Genomic DNA, 23,263 nt, shown 5'->3' with positions numbered 1-23,263 from the left:
TCTACCGTGTTGGTTGGGTTGCGAGTTTTGTTTCACCCAGCAGCGCCCAGGTCACACGCGCATGCTGCCAGCATGCCCCGATGGCGGCACGGCCGCGTCCCTTCAACAGTGCCTTGAGCGCCAGAATCAGATCGCCCAGGCTGACCAGCAGCATGTGCCCGGCCAGCCCGGACAAACCGTGATGTTTGCGGAAATACAACAGCTCGCTTTCGATTTGCAACTTGGGAATTTGTCGACTGGCCGTGTTGAGCTCGTCGACGGACTTGGCGCTTTCACCACCGATATGCACCACGGTGGTGTGCGGGTAATACACCACTTTCCAGCCCGCCTGCTTGACCCGTTTGCAGTGGTCGACCTCTTCGTAATAGAGAAAGTAGCGCGGATCGAACAGGCCAACCTTATCGATGACTTCGCGTCGGATCAGGTAGTAACACCCCGGCACCCAGTCGCATTCACGTACCGAGTCATGGTCCCAGGTCATGTCGTCGACCTTCTTCACGCCAGGGAAAAAACGCTCCAGCCCGGTGCGTGCCAGGAAGACATTCAACGGCGTCGGAAAATAGCGGCAGGAGGGTTGCAAATCACCCTCACGCCCGACCAATCGAACGCCCAGGACCCCGCAATCCGGATGAGCCTCCATGTATTCGAGGGTCTTGCTCAGGGTGTCGGCGGCAACGAAGGCGTCGGTGTTGAGCAACAACGCGTACTTGCCTTGCAGGTGTTCAACGAGTTGATTGTTGGCACGACCAAAACCGACATTCGTATGATTGGCCAGTTGCAATGCCTCTGGACAAACACTGGCCAGACGCTCCAGCGAATTATCCGCAGAGGCATTGTCCACCACCAGATAACGCGTGCGTTGCGTGTCGTTTGACTGACGCAACGCATTAAACATCGGCTGCAACAAAGAGGCTGTGTTGTAGTTAACGACCAATACATCGAGGTCGGCACTAACCATTGGGTTGTTCGCCAAAAAAATACTCTGCGCGCATCGCCTGCAGCTTCGGTTCCAGTTCCGGGTCAAACAAACCGTCCCGATTCTCGATCAGGTCAATCCATGGGTACTCGGCGCAACGCTCTTTGATATTTTTCACCAGCGTTTCCATCGTACAGATAACCCTGGCTGGATTCCCCCCGACCACCATCCCGGGCGGAACGTCTCTCAATACAACAGCGCCGGCGGCCACCACCGAATCAGGACCAATCGTTACGCGCGGCATGACGATGGCACCGTGGCCGATAAAGGAATTGGCACGGATATCGACGCCGCCGACAGAGTCGAGCTTCGTTCCGTCACGCGCGTTGATGACATGGACGATGCCATCGTGGCCGAATATTGTGCAGTCGGATAAACCTACGTTGTCACCGAGTCGAAGCATCGCCGGGTCGGTGATGTTGCACCCCAGGTTGATCCAGGCGCCTTTGCCGACGGAGTGCAGTCCTCCCCATCGCCCCATGTGCTGGGCCCATTCATACCCGTCAGGTTTACAAAACTTTTTATAGAGTGAGGTGCCACGCCCTGTTGTTCTGGCGTAATGAGCAATAGCGCGTTTTAGTAGACCAATCATCCTGTCAGCCTCAAATTCAGCGATATACATCGTGCCAGGGTTCATACACCCTGATTCTTTATTACCACTACTCTAAGCGTAGCCCCCTCCTAAAAAATCAACTCGGAAAATCAATAAACTCTCCTGTTCCGGAATACCTTCCCACTGCGGGGCCCATTTCCTGGTTGAGATGATCGGCCAGCCTCAGCGCCAGTTGCAGCAGGGGCATCGTCGGGTTGCAGGCACCGCCGGTAGCGAAGACGCTGCTGCCCGCCACGTGAAGATTCTCGACCCCGAACACCTTGCAGTTTTCGTCGACAACGCCAAATTCAGGCGAGGCCGCCATCCGTGTGGTCCCCATATGGTGGGCATGGGGATTGACCTTCAGCGGCAAATCGACGTCATAAACGCACGCATCCAGCTTGACGAAACCCAGCCCCGTGTCGGCAAAACACTTGGCCACTTCGAGCCCTATGGACTTGACGGTATTTCTGTCTACCGGGGTCAGTTCCCAGTGAATGTTCACTTTTTTCACGCCCAACGCATCGCGCTCTTCGAGTAACACGATGCGGCTATTGGGGTTGGGGAATTGCTCGATCAGCGTGCCGAGTACCCCGTCCCCCGGGCAATCGAATTTGGTAATGAACTCGATCTTGCGCGCCGCCCCGATGTCACAGATGAGATTCTCGAAAAAGTCCTTGATCGCCGCCGTTCGCCCATAGGCTTTCACCTCGGATACAAGCGAGGCCGTCACATTGCCCTTTCCCGATTCGTGTTCCTGCACGAAGGCATCCGTCGTGAAGTACTGCCGGGCATCGGTACCCTGCCCGTCCTTCAGAATGAAAGTGCCCATTTCCACGTTCAGATGTTCCATGAAGCATCTGCCGACAAATCCATCCTTCTTTACGATACCGCCAGCGGAAAGGGACTCACTGTTGAGCAGTTGCCTGGCATTTTCGATCGCGCCCGTTGCCAGAATGAAGTGCCTGGCCCTGACTCGCTCATGATGCAACTGGTAGTCCGACACGAGGATCGTCTCGATGCGGCCGGTCTTGCTATCGAACTCCAGGTCGACGCAGTTGCAGTTGATGAAGACATCGAGCCCTTCGGTCTCATTGAGCTCCTTGGCATATTTCTGTGCAAATCGCGTTGGCGGGCTGAGCAGGAATCGGTCAGCTTCGAAGTCTTTGCCATCCAGATTGGCATTGATTGCCTTGAATCCGGAGTTCGGCGGGAGATCGACAATCTCCATGGCCGCCGCCAGATTGCGCTCGATCTCGGAAAACGCGATGGGCCAGCCGGGCAGGTCCACGGGAGGACCCACGGCAAAGTCCGAGCGCTCGAATGGACGGCATCGTCCGGCCCAGTGATTGGAGGTACCGCCCAGAAAGCGCAGGCGTGTTTCCTGTGCGTAGACTTCAAGGCCTGTCGACGGGCACTGGTAGAGGTTCTGCGAAACCGGTGAATACTCGTGCCCACCGCCTTCGATAAGCACGACATGCCGCCCATTACCGGCTAAACGCAAGGCCAGCGTAATGCCGGCCGGCCCTGCGCCGATAATGCAGATGTCATAGTGATCGCGGAGTTCTTTCTGCGATTGGTAATCTTTGATCATGATTGTGCTTGCCGAAAATGCTGGGCAGGCAGCACCCATCCGTTGATCACAACAAATTCCGATTTGGCGGCGGCAGGCCGGGCAACCGCTTCGGAAAATCCAAAAGCGAGCCCCCCGAGACTCAATAGGGCAAACGCCTGAAGGAAGCCTCTGCGCCCCATCACAGAGGTATTCAAATCAGTTTCTCTCATGATTCAAAGCTCCACGACATCGAGATTGCATTGGAATTTCAACTCCATACCAAGGCCACAATTCATTGGCGCCAACCATCGATACCTCAATGGCGACGTCGTGCCACAGCGATGGATTCAACAAGAGAGACAGATCAAATCAAAGCCACTTGGCAAGGCCCGTCAATAGCTCCCCGCACAAAGCCCCCACAGCAAGCATAGGCAACACCACAAGCTCGCGCTTGAGGCTGAACAACCCCAGACGATAGTTCACGTAAAACACCAGGATAAGCGTAGGGAACGTATGCAGGGCGACCCCCCAGATCGCGTACTTGACCCCGCCAATGGCCAGCAGCAAAGGCACCAGCACCCACAACGAGACCACGCGAATAATGTTGTCCATGGCCTGGTATTTGGTGTGCCCCAAGGCAATCCAGATCTGATTCGCCACCAGGTAGCGCATGGTGAAAAAGGAGAGTGAGAGGATCGCCAGCATGTCGCCGGCCTGGGCGTAACGCTCATCGTACAAAACCCTGATGAGCAGTGGGCTGCCGGTCAGGAACAGTCCGCAGAAAAACAGGCAGGCGAGATCGAACATCATCTTCAAGCGGAAGTACAACGCGTGGAGCCGTGCGGTGTCATGGGTTCTTGAAGCCTCACTGAAGGCTGGCAGGGCCACCGCCCCGACTATCCTTTGCAACCCAAGCTGAACGGCTCCGAGAATCAGTACGGCGATAGAGTAAACGCCCAGTTCGCTGGCCGTCATGCTGCCACCGAACCAGACACGGTCGCCGTACATGGCCAGCACGCCCACCGCCGATGACAACAGGATCCAGCGACCAAAGCCGACCAACTCATCGAGCGCAGCACGTTCCCACCGTAGACGGTTGGACGGGCCCTCGAACCAGATATGCCCCAGCAACGTGTTGACCAGCGATTGCACCAGACCGGCAATCACCAGCGACCAGATGGACCGGGTGAGGTATCCGACCACCAGCATGACCAACAGCCCGACGACCTGGGAGGCAAACTCGGTAAGTACCACTTTCTTTTGCTGGAAGGCGCGCACTGCCAGGTCGACTTTCGTCGACTGAAAACCAACGATGATTGCCGAGAAACCGGTCACGGCCAACACCAGCGGCAACTCGGGTGCGGCGTAGGTGGAGTTGACCGCCCAAAGATTGAGGCTCTGCGCAAACCAGGCGAGGGCTGCGAGCGCAAGCGTTGAAGCGAAGAGGATAAAGCCACGCAGAATTTGCACGGTCCAGATGGTATTGAGAAACACCGGATCGTCGCCACGCGGGCTCTGAATGATGTTCTGGCGCAAGCCGACATCGGACAGTAAATGCAGTACCAGCGAAACGGTGATGGCGATCAGCATGATGCCGAACATCTCCGGCATCAGCAGACGGGCCATTATCAGGTTGCCGCCCAAACGGAAGGCTTGTGATGTGACCAGAGCCCCCAGATTCCAGACCCCAGCAGAGATTGCTCGCCCACGAAGGCGGGATGATGGCGAGAAATCAGCTAGCGACATAACATCAACTCCGGACTCAATGGCACGAAAGGTACTATAGTCGCATTTGGCCATTCCACTAGCCTTCGCTCATCAATCAATAAGTCCAATCGCCCATGCCTGAGCACTTACGAGCGTTAATCGTCATTCTGGTCCTTGCCGGCGTTGTGTTTTTCATGGCGCGCCGGCCGGCAGAAGACCTGATCCCCGACCGACACTTCACGCGTCGGCGCAATCTGTGGTTCGCATTGACGCTACTGGCCTTTTTTGCGCACAGTTTCTGGCTGTACGCCGGCATCGCCGCGATCATTTTGACCGTCGCGCAGAAACGCGAACGTAACCCTGTCGCGCTGTTTTTCATGCTGCTGTTTCTCATGCCGCCATCGGGAGCGGAGATTCCCGGCTTCGGCGTGGTCAACTATTTCTTTGTCCTTAACCATGTTCGCCTGCTGGCGTTTTTTGTGCTGCTGCCAGCTTTTCTGGCGCTGCGCCGGCGACCGGACACCCTTCCTTTCGGGCGCACCTGGCCTGACAAACTGTTGGCCGCCAACATCGTGCTGACAAGCCTGCTTTATTTGCGCGATACGACCGCCACCGACGCATTGCGCCAGACGCTTTATCTGTTCATCGACGTGTTTCTGCCCTACTACGTTGCCAGCCGAGCGCTGAGGACCCTCAGCGACTTCAAGGACGCTCTGTTTGCATTTGTACTCGCCGCCATGGTGATGTCGCTTATTGGCCTCTTCGAATACTCCCGTAACTGGCTGCTCTACAGCGGGCTGAACAACGCCCTGGGCATGCAATGGGATATGTCCACTTACCTGACTCGCGGCGGCTCATTACGCGCCAGCGTCACCACCGGACAGGCCATTGCGCTGGGCTTCGTCATCAGCGTGGCCTGCGGGATGTACCTGTACTTGCAGGAAGATGTACGCAGTCGGCTGCAAAGAGGCCTGGGCGCGCTATTGCTCGCCGGTGGGCTGTACGCGCCGCTGTCGCGGGGTCCCTGGGTCGGTACCGCCGTCATGATCGTCGTGTTCATCGGCACCGGTCGCAAGGCCGTCAAACGCCTGATGCTGCTGGCGCTCGCCGGAGTTCTAGCCCTTCCGTTGCTGGCCGTCGTACCGGGCGGACAAAAAGTGCTCGATCTGCTTCCTTTCATCGGCACGGTGGAGACCGAGAACATCACGTATCGGCAACAGTTGATCGATAACGCCGTGATCGTTATCCAGCGCAACCCCTGGCTGGGCTCATTCGATTACCGCAGCACACCGGAAATGCAGTCCTTGACCCAGGGTCAGGGGATCATCGATATCGTGAACACCTATATCGGCATAGCCCTGTCGGTGGGTTTGATTGGATTGATGCTGTTCGTGTGTTTTTTCGCCGCAGTTCTGCTTGGCATCCGCAAAGGGATGCGCTCGTTCTCCAACAAAGATGAAGAGGCACGCCGACTTGGGCGTGCGCTCCTGGCGACACTGGCCGGGATCCTGATCACCATCGTGACCGTCAGCAGTATCACCGTCATCCCCGTGGTGTATTGGTCGATAGCCGGACTGGGCGTGGCCTACGCGCAGATGGCCCGCAGACTCAGGCAGACCTCGACGGCGGTCACGGCGAGTGCCCATCTCCAACTCAGGTAGCCCCATGATTCCATTGCTCCGACGTTCCCGGATACTGCTCGCGTTCCTGCTGTTTTTCGCTATTTGGCCGCTTCGTACCTGGGCGTCGGGCTGGGTCGCCAGTGTGGATGAGCGCAACGGCCTGCCCACGCTGATGCGCGGTGGCAGCCCGGCGATTACCACGACATTTTCGTTCTTCGGGAGGAGCTGGGACTGGACGTATCTGCAAACCGAATTCAAGACCAACGGACCTTATCGGTACACCCTCGCGGGTAAAAACACCGCGCTGGATTTCGACTTGAATGCGCAGATTCAGAACCAAGACCCGCAATCGTTGACCTGGAAGTTTGCCCTGGATGCTCGCAGCATGAAGTCGGACTTGTCCGGTGGCGGCATCGTCTTCAACTTCGACCCTTCACTGTTCGCGGGAGAAATGGGCCCGCCCGCTTTGCTGCCCGACAACCGCGGCTGGTCCTGGGGCAATGCGCAGGGGCGACGCATCGAAATGCGTTTCGAGCCCGCGCTGGCAGGCGTGTACTTTGAACCGGGCGATCAATCGGAGGTGCGTGCCTTTTTCTACAAGAACACGATCAAACCTGGCCGCCAGGAGTTCACCGCCACCTTGAGCGTTTCCGGCGATGTGGCGATCGGCCCCACCAGTAGCGAGCGCTTCGGACTGGCGGACCCCAAGAGCTGGCCCACTGACAAGCTCGACTGGAAAACCTCTCCGGTCGATCTGTCCTTTCTCAATGCCGAGGAAAAACCTGCCGGCAAGCGCGGATTCGTCAAAGCCTCCGGCGAGCAATTGCTATTCGCGGACAACACCCCGGCGCGCTTCTGGGGTACCAACCTGTCGGCCTATACGCTGTTCGCCACGCCAGACGATGCCATCAAGCTGCAGGCCAAACGGCTGTCGGCACTGGGTTTCAATCTCGTACGACTGCATCACCATGATTCGCCGTGGGTGCTCCCGAACATCTTTGGCGACAGCCGGATCACGCGCAGCACCCAGGAACTGAGCCCGCAGTCGCTGAAAAAAATCGACTGGTGGATCAAGTGCCTGAAAGACGAAGGCATTTATGTGTGGCTCGATATGCACGTCCAGCGAGCTCTTTTGGAAAAGGACAACATTTACGGCTTCGATGAATTGCCGAAAGAAGAGCAGAACTTTGCCTATCTCAAGGGCTATGCCTATGTGAATCTCACCATTCAGAAAGCCATGAAGCGCTTTACCGAAGACTACCTGACCCATGTGAACCCCTACACCGGCCTGGCCTACAAAGACGACCCGGCGATCGCCGCCGTACTGATCACCAACGAAAACGACCTCACCCACCACTTTGGCAACGCCCTGTTACCAGACAAGAACGTACCGAAGCACAACAGCGTCTACATGGCGGAGGCCAAAGCCTTTGCCAACCAGCACAATCTCTCCGCAGACCAGACCTGGCGCTCCTGGGAGCCTGGTCCCTCCAAGCTGTTCCTGAACGACCTGGAACGACGTTTCAACGTCGATATGATCGAGCACCTGCGTGGCTTGGGGGTGAAAGTCCCCATCGCCACGACCAGCACCTGGGGCGGCAACAGTCTGAACTCCCTGCCCGCCCTTACCGTCGGCGACGTCATCGACGTCCACAGCTACGGCGGCGCCGGGCAGATAGAAAAAAACCCACTGTACAGCGACGGCATCGTGAACTGGATCGCCGCCGGCCAGGTCGCGGGCAAACCCTTGACCGTCACCGAGTGGAACAACGAGCCCTTCCCGACGCCAGACCGTCACTCGCTGCCACTCTATATCGCCGGCACCGCCAGCCACCAAGGCTGGGATGCACTGATGCAATATGCCTACAGCCAGGAGCCACTGGGCGGCGAAGGGATGAGCGCCAGCAACTGGCACGCCTATAACGACCCCGCAATGCTGGCCACGCTGCCTGCCGCCGCCTTGCTGTATCGCCGCGCAGACGTTCACGAAGCAACGACGACCTATGTCTTTGCGCCGACGCCAGGCACCCTGTTCAACCAGATGATCACACCGGCCAACTCTGCTCTACTGCGCACCGTCATGGAGAAAGGCAAGCTGGAAATCGCGATGCCGCCGACACCGGAATTGCCCTGGTTGCAACAGAGCGTTATCCCGAGCAATGCGCAGGTGTTTCATGACCCCGGGCAGTCGCTGCTGGACGCCAATGCCAACGAATCCACGACCGACACGGGTGAACTCAAGCGCAACTGGAAACAAGGTGTCTACACCATCAATACGCCGCGCACCCAGGCCGCTACCGGCTGGATCGGCGGCGAGTCGATCAGCCTGGGCAACATTCAGGTTCAAGTGAAGACCCTCAACGCCAGCGTGGTGGTGCAGAGTCTGGATGAAGCACCTTTGGGCCGGTCGCAGAATTTGATGATATCCCTGGGCACTCGGGCCATCCCCCAAGACAACGACAAAACACCGTTTTACGTTGAGCCCCTCGAGGGCACGCTGACCCTCCAGGCGCCGCAGGGTTTGACACTGTTCACTCAAGGCATCATGGGGCAAATGAAGAAGCTGCCCGCGACCTATGCCGATGGGCACTACAAGATCAACTTCGACGGCTTGCAGGCGTCGAACTGGTTGTTTTTGAGAAAGGGCGACGCGAAGTCAAACCCTGTCGAGACAGCCGCATCCCCCTCCTCCACCCGCCAATAATCGGCCAGTCAACCTGATTGAACAAAGCCTTGCGGCGTTGTTCAATCAGGACTGTTCAAAGGCTGTCAAAGTCAAACGATGGTACATAGCCTGCGCCGAGCAGGTGTGGACATTGAGACGGCATGAACTCATCACTTAACAAGTCTTCCGAGACTTTATACTTATCCGTGAAAACACCCGTGATATTTAAAAGCGTATGTGGAAAGGAAGATATGCTGATCTTCTGACTCTCCCTGTCCTTCAGTTTTGAAAGCGTCAGGGATTGCTGACTTGAAAGATTGGGCGATGCCCAGATAAATGCCGACACCGAGAGATCATGTTTATTACCAATCCCATGCCCCACTAACCCTTGACTGTCATCCATCATATTCTCACCATGATCCGATGCATAAAACAGGACAGCAGCTTTCCCGCTTGACTCCAACGCACCAATAAACGCATTCAACAGCCAGTCCGTGTACAGGATAGTATTGTCATACTCGGCGGTAATTTTATCCTTCATGCTGTTTGTTGCAGGCTTGAACTGATCGAAGCTTGCCGGGTATCGACGTGAATACTCGAAATGGCTCCCCTTGATATGAATAAATATGGCTTTCTTTTCCGTGTCTTGTTTCTGCAGTATTTTTTCATACTCCGAAATCAATGCGCCGTCGTAACTCCTCTCAAAATATTGACGGTATTGAGCTTCTGCAGCGATGTTCGGAATGATTCCGCCAAAACTATCCACTTCCTGTGCAGACAACAAATACGTCATGTACCCGGCTGCACGATAGATACCCACCAATGATTTTGTCGACGCAATAGTGTCCCAATCCGATATGGGATCAAGGCTCAGCATTGAAGGAACTGCGTACGAAGTATAGGGGGCTGTCGTACACATATTTTTGAATTTGAAAATCCCCGTCTGTTTGTCGAGATAGGGGGTCGTTTGCTTGTCATAGCCATAGAGCGACCAGCTGTGTGGCCGTGATGACTCGCCAATCACGAACACAACGGTGTCGATATTCGATTGATCCGACAGGCGGGTGATGTTCACTTCATGTTCTCGACGTCGCTGGATAAATGTCCCCGAGTTCGAATACAAGTCTGCAGTCAGCCCCAATTGCGACAAATAACCTATGGGTATGCTTTGATCTTTTGCCAGGAGATCCATGACCGCAGATTTCCCGAAAGAATTCATCTTGACGGTTTTATAAAAATACGCCCCATACCCCAGCAGCAAGGCGCTAAAGACCAAAAGAAAAATACCGTTATTCCTGTACAACGTGCGCTTGTACAGCCCTGCCAATCCCACCCCGTAAAACACTATGAAAATCAGCAGAGCGATACTGATGGACCGCCAATAAGTCGGTAGAAAATCGCTCGCCTCCTTGTAATTGGTCAAGCCAACGAACACGTAAGCCGCTGTCAATCTCGAGTTGAAATTCAACACCAGAAAAAGATCAACCGTCGCGACCAGATAGAACGGCAACAGAATGACGTGGACCCTGAATTGATTGGACGAAACAAACCGAATAGCCAACAGCCATAACACCGACATGGCAATCGTGTAGAAAACCAGCAAGTCAATTTTCGAATACCGATAACTCGTGATTAGTTTAATGGTCAGCGGTGACAGCAAAAAGGCCCACAGCACCAGATTCGGCCATTCGGCCTTTAACACCTTTAATGAGCATTCGGCAATTTTTGGGTTTTTTTTCATTTTATAATTATTCTCGTGGAATACTCACTTGCCGCCCCAAGGGAGATGTAATCAACGCCCTCGGATCCCATGCCCCGCAGCAATCGCTCGCCTGCCCAGGCTGGGCGATTGCAAGAGATCAATCAACAACTCAACAACAGGTGCGTACTCAATGACACAAAACGTACTATAGTCGCCTTTAGCCATTTCCATTCGCCGTCGCTCATAAAACCAGGCGTTGGACAGGTTGTTTTTGAGCAAGGCGTCACAGGGCAAAGCACGGCCAAACCCTGTTAATGCAACTCAACGGCTAAATTACTTAACATAGTGCTCAATTGAAACGCGCTGACGTTCCAATCTGTGCTTGCATTGAAATAGTTTCCAGGAGTTCGGAGATCAGGATGAAATTTTTGGTGGTGGGTGGCGCGGGCTATATCGGCTCACACATGGTCAAGCAACTTCTGGCTGCGGGCCACGATCTGGTGGTGGCCGACAACTTCTCGACGGGCCACCGCAGCGCCTTGACGGGCGGGCAACTGGTTGAACTGGACATCGCTGATGTGCAGGCGCTGGACGCTCTGTTTGCGGAGCACCGTTTCGATGCCGTGTTCCACTTCGCTTCCTTTATACAGGTGGGCGAATCCGTCACTGAACCTGCCAAGTATTATCAGAATAACTTCGCTGCCACGCTGACGCTGCTGCAAGCCATGGTGCGTGCCGGGGTCAAGCATTTCATTTTCTCTTCGACCGCCGCCGTGTATGGCAACCCGGTGTACGTGCCCATCGACGAAGAACACCCCAAGGCCGCGATCAACCCGTACGGGCGCAGCAAGTGGATGGTGGAGCAGACGCTTGAAGATTTTGACCGTGCATACGGTCTCAAGTCGGTCTGCCTGCGCTATTTCAACGCCGCCGGGGCAGATCCTGAAGGACAGTTGGGTGAACGCCATGAACCGGAAACCCATCTGCTGCCACTGATCCTGCAAGCCGCCTCGGGCCGGCGCACATCGATCACCGTCTATGGCCGTGATTACGACACCCCTGATGGCACGTGCATTCGCGACTATGTCCACGTTACCGATCTCGTCGCGGCTCACGCACTGGCCGTGGATTACCTGCTGGAGGGGGGAGCCAGTACCGCGTTCAACCTCGGCAACGGCCTGGGTTTCTCGGTGCAACAAGTGATCGACACCGCGCGCCGGGTGACTGGCCAGGATATCTGCGTCAACGATGCACCACGCCGTGCCGGCGATCCACCACGTCTGGTGGCCGATCCGGGACGGGCCAATACCCTGCTGGGCTGGACACCGAGATTTGCCACGCTTGAGCAGATTGTGACGCACGCCTGGAACTGGGAGTGCAAGCATCCCTGGCATTGAAAGCAGGCGCTGACGCAAAACGCCGAGCGCCTGAAGGTGAGCGCTAGTAGTAAGAGCGGTTTTGGGGTTCGGCCTTGTTCAGCACCGTGCCAATCAGGTTGGCGTTTGCCAGATGATGCAGGCTTTCCTCGATCTCTTTCTTGCTGTTCATCCCGTTGGCGACCACGAGCAAAACGCAATCGAATTTCGGCAAGACCGTAATCACATCGTCCGAACTCAACACCGGCGGCAAGTCGAAAATCACGATACGCGAGTTGTAGCGCTGGCGAAGATCGCTGATCAAATGGCTCACGGCGGGCGATGACAGCACCTCCGTGGACAACGGAATCGGCTCTCGTGTCGGCAGGACCACAAAACGCGGCAAGGTCGGGTTGACCAGCACGTCCTGCAGTTCGGCTTCATCGGCCAGCAACTCATTGAGCGATTTTTCCATCGGAAGGCCGAGGCAGGCACCCACCTTCGGACGCCGCAAATCGAAGTCCACCAGCAACGCCGTCTTGGTGGTGTGGTGGGCGATGCTCATCGCCAGGTTGATCGCCAACACCGTTTTGCCTGAGTCCGGGGTCGGAGAAGTGATGGCAAGCGTGCGCCAGCCGTTTTCTTCCATGGCTTTCAAAACCTGCGTGCGCAGCAAATCGAAAGCCCCGCCCATGCTCGAATTCTTGTTGTAGGCCACGATGCGATTGCGCTCAAGATGGTCTGCCCTCAAGGGCACAACCTTGGTTTGCACGTAGCTGAGGGCATTGAGCGTTGCGGAATGCCCAGTCGATGTGGTCACGAGACTCGATGTCGCCGGTTGCTCGGCTTTATCGCCCGCGGGCTTGATTATTTCCATGGCTATATTCCTTATTCAAATCGCGCCAGAGCCTTAAACACCAGCAGGTCCAGAGGCATGTAGAAGAAATGCAAAAGGACCAGAAGGCATGCGATCAACACAAATCCGCAGAGGATGAGCAGTGTTCGCAATCGCTTGCGGCGCTCAAGTTCTGCCTTGGTGTGAATGTAGGGAATAGTGCCCAGTACGCGTCGACCCAGCACACTGGTCAGGGCTTCAACACCGCGTACACGCTGATTCAACATCTCCAGCAGCATCACCAGCGCACCAGCGCCTACCGGGGCGAGCACAAAGCCCATGGCAACGACTTTCTTGCGGTTGGGCCTGACGGGCTTCTCGGGCATCAACGGCGCCTCAAGAAGCACAAAGCGCTCGGCCTTGTTTTCCTGCTCCAGGCTTTCGGAGATCTTCGCCCCCATTTCCTTGGTGCGAATTTCCTCGTACTTCTTGCGAGCGTTGTCATGGTCGCGCATCAACGTGACCAAGCCGCGCTCGACTTGCGGCGTCTCCAGAATCTGCGCCTCGTAGGCGTCTATCTTGGCAAGGATTTCACGCTTCTGGTCGGCCAGCGACTTGATGCGCGCTTCCGAAGCGGCGACACGGGCCTGAGCCTTGGCCACCTCCAGACTGACGGAGCTCACCGCATTCGCCCCCGGCCCCTGAGCGGCCTCAAGTGCGGCTATCTTGCGCTTGACGGCGCGCACATCGGGATGCGCTTCGGTATAGAGCGACAGCAATCTTGTGTACTCAGCCTTGAGACTGCCCAGATCCTGCGGCTTTTCAGCTTCCGCACCCGTTGCGCCCGGCTTGCTCACGACACCGGCGCTGGCCGCGGAAACTTCCAATTCGTTGAAGCGCAACTCCTCGCGGGCAGCCTTGTAGTCACGGTCGATTTCCTTGAGCTCGGTTTCGGCGCGCGACAGCATATTCATGCGCAATTCCTGATGCTCGGGCAGCGCGTTACTGTGCGCCTGCTTGAAGTCCGCCAGACGGTTCTCCAGGGTTTCCAGTTCAACCCTGAGCTTGTCCGCTTCCTGTGTCAGGAACTCCGTCGTTTCACTGGCTCGCTCGGTGCGCTGCTTGATGTTTTCATCCAGAAACAGCGTGACCAGCTCCTTGGCAACCTTGTTCGCGATTTCTGGCTGCTTGTGCTCAAAGCCCAGGCGGAAAGCGATGGTCACCTCCCCGCGCCCCTTCACGGCAGCACTGACCAAGGAAACGCTGATTGCATTGCGCATCTCTTCGATCTTTTCGGTAACGCTCAACCGCCGGCTTTCCGAGGAAAAAAGATTGTATTTGTCGATGATCCCTTCCAGGTGCTCGCGGGTCATCACACGCTGGCGAATGACTTCGATACGCTCGTCGGCAAAGGTATTGTTATTCGCCGCCACCAGATCGGGCGAAATCTGCTGAGACTCGACCAGAATCGTGCCGGATGACTGATAGACAGGAGGGATGTACATCGCGACCAACACGCTCACGGCAAAAATCACCGCGATACTCACGATTACCAGCACCGCTCGGTGCTTGAGTATTGCTATGTAGTCGTTGACCGACATTTCGTATTCAGAGGCCATAAATACTCACACAGCTGGGTTTCAGAGTTCGGGATAACTATAGGTCAAAGTCAACCCGACGATGTTGGCGCTGGCATCCGGCAAGCCGTCTTGCAGGCGTTCTTTGTAGGTGTAGGATAGGCGCGCAACCCAAAAAGGCGAGAGCTCTCGACTGGCCCATACATTAAAGTTGCGCAGGGTGCTCGGCGATTGCCCCTTGGTTTTTTGCCACGAGGTATCAATGCCGGTACGGCTGAGCTCGTCGATGGAGTAGCTCCACGTACCCCGCAGATTATTCGACTCGACGAAGCCACCATTACCGTTGGCGATCGTGCTGCGACTGGCGTCGAGGGTCGTGTCAAAACGCTCACCGGCATAGTGCAGGTTGAACCCGCCCTGACCGGTGGGGCCGCTGTTACTGTCCGAAACCTGGTTGGCCCCCACATACGCCGAGACCTCGAGCTGCTCGGAGATCTTGTAGTTAAAACCGGTCGTTGGCGTGTAGCTGTTTGAGGAGGCCACCCCGGAACCCGATTTGGGCTCATAGCGTCGCACGGACAAACGCGTGAAGAGCTCGACGCGTTCACTCCAGGTGTAATTCCAGCTCAATTGGTTCGACAGTTCATCATAAGGGGTCAGCGAACCAATATCGTAATCGACGTTCGTGTATTCAACCTCGTCGATCAGCGAGCTTCTCTCCGTGACCGCAGTACGCCAGTTGCCGCCCAGCGTCGATTGTTTCTGCGTGCCATCGGTCGCAATCACGCCGGTTTCCTGAACCGCACTGGAGAGGGTCGAGCTCTCGACATAACTCGCCGTCAGCCCGTAGGCACCCTTTTCGGTATCTCGCTGCCAGCCCAGCAACAGTTTCGGGTCTTCACGATCACGAACGATGGATGTGTCAGAGGAACGAACGACATTCAATCCGAGACCGATGCGCAACTGATCAAGATCAGAGGTTCCGACGAGGCTGAAATCGGGGGCGATGATCGTGCGGGTCACGGCCTTTTTGGCGTCGTCCCCGAGAAGTACCGGATTGCTGTCGTACTCGACGGTCGAAGGCAATGCGATTGACGATTGCCAGGTGGCGGCATAGGCCACCCCCGAATACGGCAACATGAGAATGGCTGTGGCAGCCCCGGTGGTTCGTAGCATAAGAAAGCTTAACCCCAATACGTCGCGCAAGGTCAAGGCACGACCAACGTATCGCCGGCCTGGAGTTCATAGTTGGTGGACATGTCACGCCCGGATATCAGATCGCTGTAATGAACAGGGAGCACCTGCTTGTTCCGCACGACCTTGATGCCATCTTTGTCGGCGAATTTGTCGAGCCCGCCCGCCATACTCAGTACTTGCAGTACCGCCGTCGGCCCCGCCAACTGCACCGACCCGGGTTTCATCACTTTACCCTGGGCATAGACGAGATTGCCTTTGGGATCACGCACGACCACGCTGACGTTCGGGTCGGGTATGAACTCTTCCAGTTTTTTCGCAATCAGTTTTTCGACGGCCGATGTATCAAGCCCGGCTACTGCGACTCGCCCCACCAGCGGGAAGTTGATGCTGCCATCGGGAAGTACGTGCACCTCCTCCTTGAGCGTGTCTTCTCGCCAAACGGAAACAAAAACGACGTCCCCTGGATTGAGAAGGTAAGCCGCGTTATTTTCGCTGGCAGTGGTAATGCCTGACCAGACAGACAGCGCACAGAGCGCAGGTAGCAGTAAACGCAACATCGGGATCCCTCCGCCTAAGTAGCCTTGCCAGGAGTTTCACACAAAAGCGGAGTCAAATCACGCTCTTCCCTCTTATGTCCAAAAAAACATAAGAGAGCAATCGGATCGAGCTTATCGGCGGATAATTTCATCTGACACTACCTCAGACAGCGAAATTTTTTTTATTAAACAACAACTTACAACAAAATAAATCAACCCGCAGCAACTTCGTCAATTTTATTGCGTTATAGTCGCCAGCCATTTTTACTTAGCGAAAAACGGCCCCCACCCGCACCACCGCCCCCCATGTAATTTATCCAGAACAACTAACCGGAATCACGTTCAACTAATCAAACGCTATTTAGATTCAGTAAATCGACTTCAACTAAATCCCCATCAAACCCTGCAGCAGGGCCGACCGAACTTATACTTTCCGTCGATTCGCAACCATGATGAAACCAAATAGCGCGGAAGAAAATAACCAGGCGACCGCCGATAACGGTACTGCCTTCGGCTGATCAGAAACACCGGTCAAACCCGTGTCCTGGCTAGTCAAGTTTACCGCGACCCGGTCGTTGGCACTCGCCGTCATTAAACCGTCGCAAGATGAAACGTTGACACTTTCCGCCGAGCCGGAATGATGAATGACACTGCTGAATTTAGCCGATTGAGTGCCATCGAAATAGACATCGGTAACCAATGAAGGCACGCCAAGGCCGTTTCCGAAAGTAAGTAGCTCGCTACCGGAAGCCTCTTCGGGACCCGCTCCGACTTGCGACCTTAATGTATCGCAAGCGTTACTCATGCGATTATATTCATTGACAAAAGTGGTCGCCTGCGCATTAAAAACCGCCGCACCATTAACGAGCATCAGAGCCAAAACGGATTTAATGACAAGTGTCGGACGCATAGGAGAGCCTCCCTGCACAGAGGTGTTTCTTTTTTTGGATGGAGGTATTTTTCTTCGGCTTGAATTGAGCGTATAAGCACATAGCCAGTACGTCAATAGCTCGTCACGATAATAAATATAAATAAAAACCGAGGGAGAATGGCGTCAAATAATCGACAGAACAAACTGCTCCGTCGCCAGACAAATGAACTGTTTGCCCGGCCATCGCCCCACCTCGAGCATTCCTCAGCAACAAGAAACGCTCTCAAATAACTTTATTGTTATCTTCTCGAAAGTTAGCGATGGTTTCGAAAACAAACATCAAGATTTCCGTAGGTTACATGAGAAGCGATAACGCTCAAGTCGCCACAAAAAGTTGCCTTTACCCCTCACTACGGCCTGTAGAAACCCCACTGTTCGATGCCATCTCCCGCCTGTCAAAGCCTGTTACGTTCGTCGGCGGAGTGGACGGCGGAAAACCGACGCGGAGCTCCTTGCCTGGTTCATATACCTGATGCCAATTTGAGCTGACGGTACGCCTCCACCAGTTGATCGAGGGTGAACGCGAGATTTCGGCCACTGGGATTGGGCAGAACCCAGACCGCGGCATTGCCGAAGGTCTTGGGTTGGAGCCCCCAGGCAACGTCTCGCTGGCCCGATAATGCGCAATACGCCGCCTTACCGAGAAACGCCACGAATCGTGGCGCATGGCGCGTGATTTTCTGCTCGAAGGCCGCAGCGGCCGCAGTGAACTCATGGAAGGACAGCTGATCGGCACGCGCCGTTGGCCGTTCCACCACCGCCGTCAAACCACATCGGTACTGCAGGATCGTCCGGTCGTTTTCCGCACGCACCTCCTGCGGCGTGAAACCGGCGAGATGGAGTGTGCGCCAGAAGCGATTGCCGCGACCCGCAAAATGATGCCCTTGGGTGGCGGCCGTCACGCCTGGATTGATCCCGCAGAAAATCACGGCAAGGTGTTCGGCCAGAATATCTTCAAGTCCTTCACCCACCGCAGATCACGCTGACCGCATTGCGTGCCAGCTCCGTCAACTCCTCGCGGGATTTGCCCGCCCGGGCACGAATCGAAATGCTGTGCAGAAGGGACGCCGCGAGAACGGCAAGGGCTCCGGTGTCGACATCGCTTTTCAATTCGCCGCGATCAATGGCCACCCGCAGACGCGCTTCCAGATCGGCATCGAGCCTGCTGAGACGATCGGAAAGAACGTCGCGTATTTCCGGGTCCTCCACCGCTTCGGTTGTCGCCGTGCCGATGGCGAAGCAGCCACGGGGCTGGCCCTCGCCCGAAAAGTAAATCGACAACTGCCCCTCATAAAACCGCGTCAGCGCCTCGCGCAAGGTCAGTGCGGGGTCCGTCAACGCTTCGTGCATGGACGCCACGGCGAACTCCCAATACTGCTCAAGCGCCTTGATGTACAGCGAGTGTTTGTCGCCGAACGCCGCATAGAGGCTTGGGCGATTCATGCCTGCCGCAGTGGCGATGCTGTCGAGCGAAGCGCCGGAATAACCGGTGCTCCAGAACACACCAAGCGCTTGCTGCAGCGCTGTCTGCGGGTCATAGGCGCGAGGCCGGCCCCGGCCTTTTCCCTCTGGAACTTTATTTTGTGCCATGTCGTACAAAATCCTTGAATGAAGGTGAGTGCAGGGATATTCTTACACCATCGCACAAAATTAAGGAACCAAAAGTTCCTCGGCGTCAGGTTTGTTGAAGCGAAGCTCGAACCGGGTATTGCGGCGACGAAACAGCGGCAGCGGAGCCACCCTCCCCACTGCCCACCGGTTGGCTTTCTCACGGCAATTATTAACGTCAGGGCCACAGGCGATTTTTGCAGCTGTTAGCCCGATTTCCCGGTTAAAGGTGTATTCGATCATGACTAAACAGTTCGACATCCCGGCTTCCCAAGCCATTGAACACCCAGGACCGGTCAAAAAGCCGCTCAGGGAAAAACTGCGCCCATGGCTGATGCTCGGCGTACCCGCCCTCTTCGCGGTAGCGGGTTACACCCATTACATGGCCGGCCAGCCTTTCGTTTCGACCGACAACGCCTACGCCCGGGTGGCAAAAGCTTCGATCAACGCACGGGTTTCCGGGCAAGTGATCGAAATCGCGGTCGAGGACAACCAGCCGGTTCACAAGGGCCAGGTGCTGTTCCGTATCGACCCCAAGCCCTTCCAGATTGCCGTCAACCGTGCCGAAGCACAGCTGAGCGTGGCACGGCTGCGCATCGACGGGCTCAAGGCCAGCTACCGGCAACAGCAGGCTGAATTGCAATCGGCCAAGGAATCAGCCGATTTCGATCAGCGAGAGTTTGCCCGGAAGAAGGCGCTGGTGGCCTCGGAGTTCGTCTCCCGTGCCATTTACGAACGCGCCGATACCGACGTTAAAGTCGCACGTCAGCGCATTGCCTCCATCGAACAACAGATCGCCAGCACCGTGGTCGCCTTGAACGGCAACCCCAACATCGATGCCGACAGTCACCCGACCGTTCGCGAAGCCAAGGCGCAGCTCGACGAAGCGCAGTTATATCTCTCCTACGCAACGGTGTATGCGCCGGATGACGGCATCGTGGCCAAGGTCGATGACCTGCAGGTCGGCAACTATGTGAACAACGGTGCGCCAGCGTTTGCGCTGATATCCGATCACGAGATCTGGGTGGAAGCCAACTTCCGCGAAACGGAAGTCACCCATATGCGCCCCGGCCAGGAAGCGACCATTCGCATCGATACCTACCCTGATCACCTGTTCAAGGCCCACGTCACCAGCATGAGCCCTGGCGCCGGATCGGACTTCGCCCTGCTGCCGCCGGAAAATGCGACCGGTAACTGGGTCAAGGTTGTCCAGCGGGTGCCGGTTCGTCTCGAACTGGACGAAGTGAACCCTGACCTGCCGCTGTATTCCGGCACCAGCGCCACGGTCAAGGTCGACACGGGCCACAGCACGCCATGGTGGCAGCCGCTTAAAGCACTGTTGACCGCAGGTAACTCCTGATGAACGCCAACGCGATTGCAACCCCGCAGGACGGTGGTGCGCGCTCGCTCAGGTTCGCCGCGCTGTTGGCGACCTACATGCAGTCGGCGAACCTGCCCTTGCCGAACTCGGCACTGCGGTTTATCCAGGGCAGCCTGTCGATGACCGACGACCAGGCCGGGTGGATATTCACCGCGTACCTCGGTGCCAGCGCCATCACCCTGCCGCTTGCACAGTGGCTTGCCGGGCGCTTTGGCGTGAAGCTCGTGTACCAGGCCGCGATCGTTCTGTTCATCGTGGGCTTGTGGCTCGCCACGGCTGCAACGACGCCACTGGAATTCGTCGGCGCGCGGATCGTTCAGGGCATTGCCAGCGGCGTGTTGGGGCCGCTCTCCATGGGGATTTCCCTGGAGACGCTGCCACCGGCACGGCGGCCGAAATTTGGCGCGGTGTTCACCGCCGTTGTGCTCCTGGGCATTGCCACCGGCCCGACGGTCGGCGGTTGGCTCAGCGAATACCACGGCTGGCGCTCGATGTTCTACGCCAGCATTCCGCTGTCGGTGTTCATCTTTCTGGTGGTGGCACTGCTGCTGGCGGAGAAAAAGGCCGAGACAAAACCGCCGTATGACTTCTTCGGCTTCGGCACCTTCACCCTGAGCATGATCGGCCTGCAAATGCTCCTCGACCGGGGTGAGCGTCTGGACTGGTTTGCCTCAACCGAAATCTGGATCGAAGCGATCGCCTTTGTGCTGGGGATGTACCTGTTTGTCGTGCACGTGCTGACCACCAAGGTGCATTTCATCAACAAGAGCCTGCTCAAGGACCGCAACTTCGTGCTGTCGACGGTGATCTTTTTCGCCCTTGGCTTCGTGCTGTTGTCGACCATGGCGCTGACCTCGCCAATGCTGGACGAAATACTCGGCTATCCGCCCGTCACCACAGGCTTGATGACGCTGCCACGCGGTGCGGGGCTTGTCGGGTCGTTCATCTTGATGAGCCGTTACTCCGACCGATACGACCAGCGCCTGTTCGTTGCGGCGGGCATTGCACTGGTGGCGTATGCCAACGGGATGATGCTCGGTTACTCGCCGTTGATGGACTGGTCGCCGGTGGCAATTGCCGGGGCAATCCAGGGCATCGGCCTGGGCATCCTGATGCCGTCGATCAGCAAAGTGGCGTTCAACACCCTCGATCCCAAGTTTCGCCCGGAAGGCACCGGTTTTTTCAATCTGATGCGCGCTTATGGCAGCACCCTGGGCGTTGCGGTCGTGCAGTTGTACTTCTTCAACAATACCCAGGCGATGCACATGGCGCTGGCCAGCAACCTGACGCCTTATCGCGCCGCCGCGCATTCGCTGGTGTCGGCCCCCTTGCCGGCGCTGGCGGGGCTCAACGAAATGATCACCGGCCAGGCCGCGTTCATTGCCGTGATCGACCAGTTCAAGATTTTGATGGTGGTGATGCTGGTGGTGAGTCCACTGGTTGTCTTTCTTCGCAAACCCGTTTCGACCCACTAGCTTTCGTGGAGTGTGCCAAATGAAATCCCGTCATCTGTTCCCAACGAAAATCAGTGCGCTGTCGACCCTGATCTTCCTGTCCGCCTGCACCGTCGGCCCTGACTTCAAATCCCCTGACCCCAGCACCTCGCAGCACTATGACCAACAGGCCGAACAGCGTCTTGGCCAGGGCGGCAACAAGCCCGGTGAACAGCGCATCGAACTCGGCAAAAAAGTCGGCGGTGAGTGGTGGTCAGCCTTTCGCTCGCCAAAACTCGATCAGGTGGTGCGCCGGGCCATCGACGGCAATCTTGAACTGGTGGCCGCCGACGCAACGATCCGCCAGGCCGCCTCCTCCGTCGCCGCGGCGGAGGGCGCCCTGTATCCGCAAGTCGATTTAGGTGCCCAGGCGGGCCGCGCACGGACGCACAATGCCAAGGAGCCTTCGATCTCCAACTTCTACGCGATTGGCCCGCACGTGGGTTTCGACCTCGATGTGTTCGGCGGTAACAAGCGCCAGGTCGAAGAACAGCAAGCCTTCACCGATCTGCAGAAGCATCGCTACGAAGCGGCGTACCTGACCCTGACCGGCGATGTCGCCAGCCAGGCGTTGCTGGTGGCCTCGGCCAACGCGCAGATGCGTGCCGTCGAGAAACTGCTGGCCAACGACACCAAGAACCTCGAACTGGTGCGCATGGCCCACGCCAATGGCAGCACCACACAGATCGATGTGTCGCTGGCCGAAACCCGGCTCGCTCAGGACCGCACGCTGTTGCCACCCCTCGCCCAGCAGCGCGATTCGGCACGCCACGCGCTGTCGGTCCTGACCGGCAAAGGCCCCGCTGACTGGATCGCGCCGGACTTCGATCTTGCCGAGTTCGCCTTGCCATCCAGCGTGCCCGTCAGTTTGCCCTCGGAAATGGCCCACGACCGGCCGGACATCCTGCAGGCGGAGGCCGAACTGCATATCGCCAATGCGGCCGTTGGCGTGGCCACGGCCAACCTCTATCCCCATGTCACGCTGTCCGCGTCACTGGCGCAGGCCGCTTCGGGCAACGGCGGCGCAGCGCTCTGGGGTTTTGCCGCAGGCATCGCCGGTCCGATCTTCGATGGCGGCACGCTCAAGGCTGAGCGTCAGGCTGCGATTGATGGCTATCAGGCAACGCTCGCCGGCTACCAACAGACCGTCATCACCTCGTTCGGCCAGGTCGCGGACACCTTGCAGGCCATCAACCACGACGCCGAGGAAAACCTCGCCCAGGAAGATGCACTGCGAGCCGCCGAGACCAGTTTCCGCCTGAACCAGCAAGCCTATGCGCAAGGCGAGAACAGCATCCTCCAGGTACTGGAAGCGGAGCGTGCCTATGAACAGGCGCTGCTGGGACAGATCCGGGTGAAGACCGCGCAATACCTCGACACCGTGCGTTTGTTTGTCGCGCTCGGCGGTAATTCCGTTGGCGTGTTCGAGCAACGACTGGCCTCTCGCGACGAACGAAAACCTTCATACCAGTAGCGCCGCCGCGCATTCACGAACACTTACACGAGTGGTCACTTGCCCATGCGGCCGTGG

20 protein-coding genes are annotated in these 23,263 nt (G+C 56.9%); 6 read left to right on the top strand and 14 right to left on the bottom strand.

Annotated elements, in window-relative coordinates; genetic code table 11:
• Position 1: 1 nt before the first annotated feature.
• The 5 genes from ACX3YF_RS20285 to ACX3YF_RS20265 all read right to left on the bottom strand — a co-directional run bounded on the left by ACX3YF_RS20285 (position 2) and on the right by ACX3YF_RS20265 (position 4,869).
• Positions 2–958 (bottom strand): glycosyltransferase family 2 protein, encoded by a 957-nt coding sequence (locus ACX3YF_RS20285; RefSeq protein WP_047530430.1) that lies wholly within the window; start codon positions 956–958, stop codon positions 2–4.
• Positions 951–1,568, bottom strand: coding sequence for an acyltransferase (locus tag ACX3YF_RS20280; protein ID WP_130208928.1), 618 nt, complete (start codon positions 1,566–1,568; stop codon positions 951–953). The genes ACX3YF_RS20285 and ACX3YF_RS20280 overlap by 8 nt, the downstream gene beginning before the upstream one ends.
• 97 nt (positions 1,569–1,665) lie before the next feature.
• Positions 1,666–3,162 carry an FAD-dependent oxidoreductase gene (locus ACX3YF_RS20275; protein ID WP_130208864.1) on the bottom strand — a complete coding sequence of 499 codons (1,497 nt, stop codon included), beginning with the start codon at positions 3,160–3,162 and terminating at the stop codon, positions 1,666–1,668.
• Entirely contained in the window at positions 3,159–3,353 is a 195-nt protein-coding gene (locus ACX3YF_RS20270; RefSeq protein ID WP_130208866.1) for a hypothetical protein, read from the bottom strand. Before ACX3YF_RS20270 ends, ACX3YF_RS20275 begins: the two co-directional genes overlap by 4 nt.
• A gap of 139 nt (positions 3,354–3,492) precedes the next feature.
• Positions 3,493–4,869, bottom strand: coding sequence for an oligosaccharide flippase family protein (locus ACX3YF_RS20265; RefSeq protein ID WP_449106650.1), 1,377 nt, complete (start codon positions 4,867–4,869; stop codon positions 3,493–3,495).
• A gap of 95 nt (positions 4,870–4,964) precedes the next feature.
• Here ACX3YF_RS20265 and ACX3YF_RS20260 point away from each other — a divergent pair, with 95 nt between their 5' ends.
• A complete protein-coding gene (locus ACX3YF_RS20260) occupies positions 4,965–6,491 on the top strand; it encodes an O-antigen ligase family protein (RefSeq protein WP_130208868.1) in 1,527 nt (508 codons plus the stop codon).
• A 4-nt stretch (positions 6,492–6,495) separates the two neighbouring features.
• The gene (locus ACX3YF_RS20255) at positions 6,496–9,156 is read left to right on the top strand and encodes a glycosyl hydrolase family 5 (RefSeq protein WP_458974158.1); all 2,661 of its coding nucleotides are present in this window, start codon (positions 6,496–6,498) and stop codon (positions 9,154–9,156) included.
• A gap of 55 nt (positions 9,157–9,211) precedes the next feature.
• Here the strand turns inward: ACX3YF_RS20255 and ACX3YF_RS20250 are convergent, their stop codons facing one another.
• Complete coding sequence (locus tag ACX3YF_RS20250) at positions 9,212–10,858, bottom strand: phosphoethanolamine transferase (protein WP_458974157.1); 1,647 nt, start codon at positions 10,856–10,858, stop codon at positions 9,212–9,214.
• 380 nt (positions 10,859–11,238) lie between these two features.
• Between ACX3YF_RS20250 and galE the strand changes: the two genes are divergently transcribed.
• Positions 11,239–12,216: a UDP-glucose 4-epimerase GalE gene (gene galE / locus ACX3YF_RS20245; protein WP_130208872.1), complete on the top strand. Its 978-nt coding sequence runs from the start codon at positions 11,239–11,241 to the stop codon at positions 12,214–12,216.
• A 43-nt stretch (positions 12,217–12,259) separates the two neighbouring features.
• On the opposite strand, the gene ACX3YF_RS20240 is transcribed toward galE, so the two are convergent.
• The 8 genes from ACX3YF_RS20240 to ACX3YF_RS20205 all read right to left on the bottom strand — a co-directional run bounded on the left by ACX3YF_RS20240 (position 12,260) and on the right by ACX3YF_RS20205 (position 19,101).
• The gene (locus ACX3YF_RS20240; protein WP_458974156.1) at positions 12,260–13,051 is read right to left on the bottom strand and encodes a CpsD/CapB family tyrosine-protein kinase; all 792 of its coding nucleotides are present in this window, start codon (positions 13,049–13,051) and stop codon (positions 12,260–12,262) included.
• 11 nt (positions 13,052–13,062) lie between these two features.
• Entirely contained in the window at positions 13,063–14,628 is a 1,566-nt protein-coding gene (locus ACX3YF_RS20235) for a GumC family protein (protein ID WP_130208876.1), read from the bottom strand.
• Between the two features lie 21 nt (positions 14,629–14,649).
• Positions 14,650–15,762 carry a porin family protein gene (locus ACX3YF_RS20230; protein WP_130208932.1) on the bottom strand — a complete coding sequence of 371 codons (1,113 nt, stop codon included), beginning with the start codon at positions 15,760–15,762 and terminating at the stop codon, positions 14,650–14,652.
• Between the two features lie 32 nt (positions 15,763–15,794).
• Positions 15,795–16,340 carry a polysaccharide biosynthesis/export family protein gene (locus tag ACX3YF_RS20225; RefSeq protein ID WP_047530453.1) on the bottom strand — a complete coding sequence of 182 codons (546 nt, stop codon included), beginning with the start codon at positions 16,338–16,340 and terminating at the stop codon, positions 15,795–15,797.
• 403 nt (positions 16,341–16,743) lie between these two features.
• Entirely contained in the window at positions 16,744–17,229 is a 486-nt protein-coding gene (locus ACX3YF_RS20220; protein WP_130208878.1) for a hypothetical protein, read from the bottom strand.
• Between the two features lie 482 nt (positions 17,230–17,711).
• Entirely contained in the window at positions 17,712–18,221 is a 510-nt protein-coding gene (gene mug, locus ACX3YF_RS20215; protein WP_130208880.1) for a G/U mismatch-specific DNA glycosylase, read from the bottom strand.
• Entirely contained in the window at positions 18,214–18,840 is a 627-nt protein-coding gene (locus ACX3YF_RS20210; protein WP_103405407.1) for a TetR/AcrR family transcriptional regulator, read from the bottom strand. The genes mug and ACX3YF_RS20210 overlap by 8 nt, the downstream gene beginning before the upstream one ends.
• 60 nt (positions 18,841–18,900) lie before the next feature.
• Entirely contained in the window at positions 18,901–19,101 is a 201-nt protein-coding gene (locus ACX3YF_RS20205; protein WP_448646960.1) for a hypothetical protein, read from the bottom strand.
• Here ACX3YF_RS20205 and ACX3YF_RS20200 point away from each other — a divergent pair.
• From ACX3YF_RS20200 to ACX3YF_RS20190, 3 genes are read left to right on the top strand one after another with little or no spacing between them, the layout of a single operon-like run.
• Complete coding sequence (locus ACX3YF_RS20200) at positions 19,100–20,218, top strand: HlyD family secretion protein (protein WP_458974155.1); 1,119 nt, start codon at positions 19,100–19,102, stop codon at positions 20,216–20,218. The two genes, ACX3YF_RS20205 and ACX3YF_RS20200, sit on opposite strands and share 2 nt — an antisense overlap.
• Positions 20,218–21,714 carry a DHA2 family efflux MFS transporter permease subunit gene (locus tag ACX3YF_RS20195; RefSeq protein WP_458974154.1) on the top strand — a complete coding sequence of 499 codons (1,497 nt, stop codon included), beginning with the start codon at positions 20,218–20,220 and terminating at the stop codon, positions 21,712–21,714. Before ACX3YF_RS20200 ends, ACX3YF_RS20195 begins: the two co-directional genes overlap by 1 nt.
• 19 nt (positions 21,715–21,733) lie before the next feature.
• Positions 21,734–23,206 carry an efflux transporter outer membrane subunit gene (locus ACX3YF_RS20190; protein WP_458974153.1) on the top strand — a complete coding sequence of 491 codons (1,473 nt, stop codon included), beginning with the start codon at positions 21,734–21,736 and terminating at the stop codon, positions 23,204–23,206.
• The last annotated feature ends 57 nt before the right edge of the window (positions 23,207–23,263 follow it).

It is taken from the genome of Pseudomonas fluorescens group sp. PF-69 (genome assembly GCF_054481235.1).
Note: the sequence above shows the minus strand (reverse complement) of the source record. Positions and strands in the feature narration are given on the sequence as shown.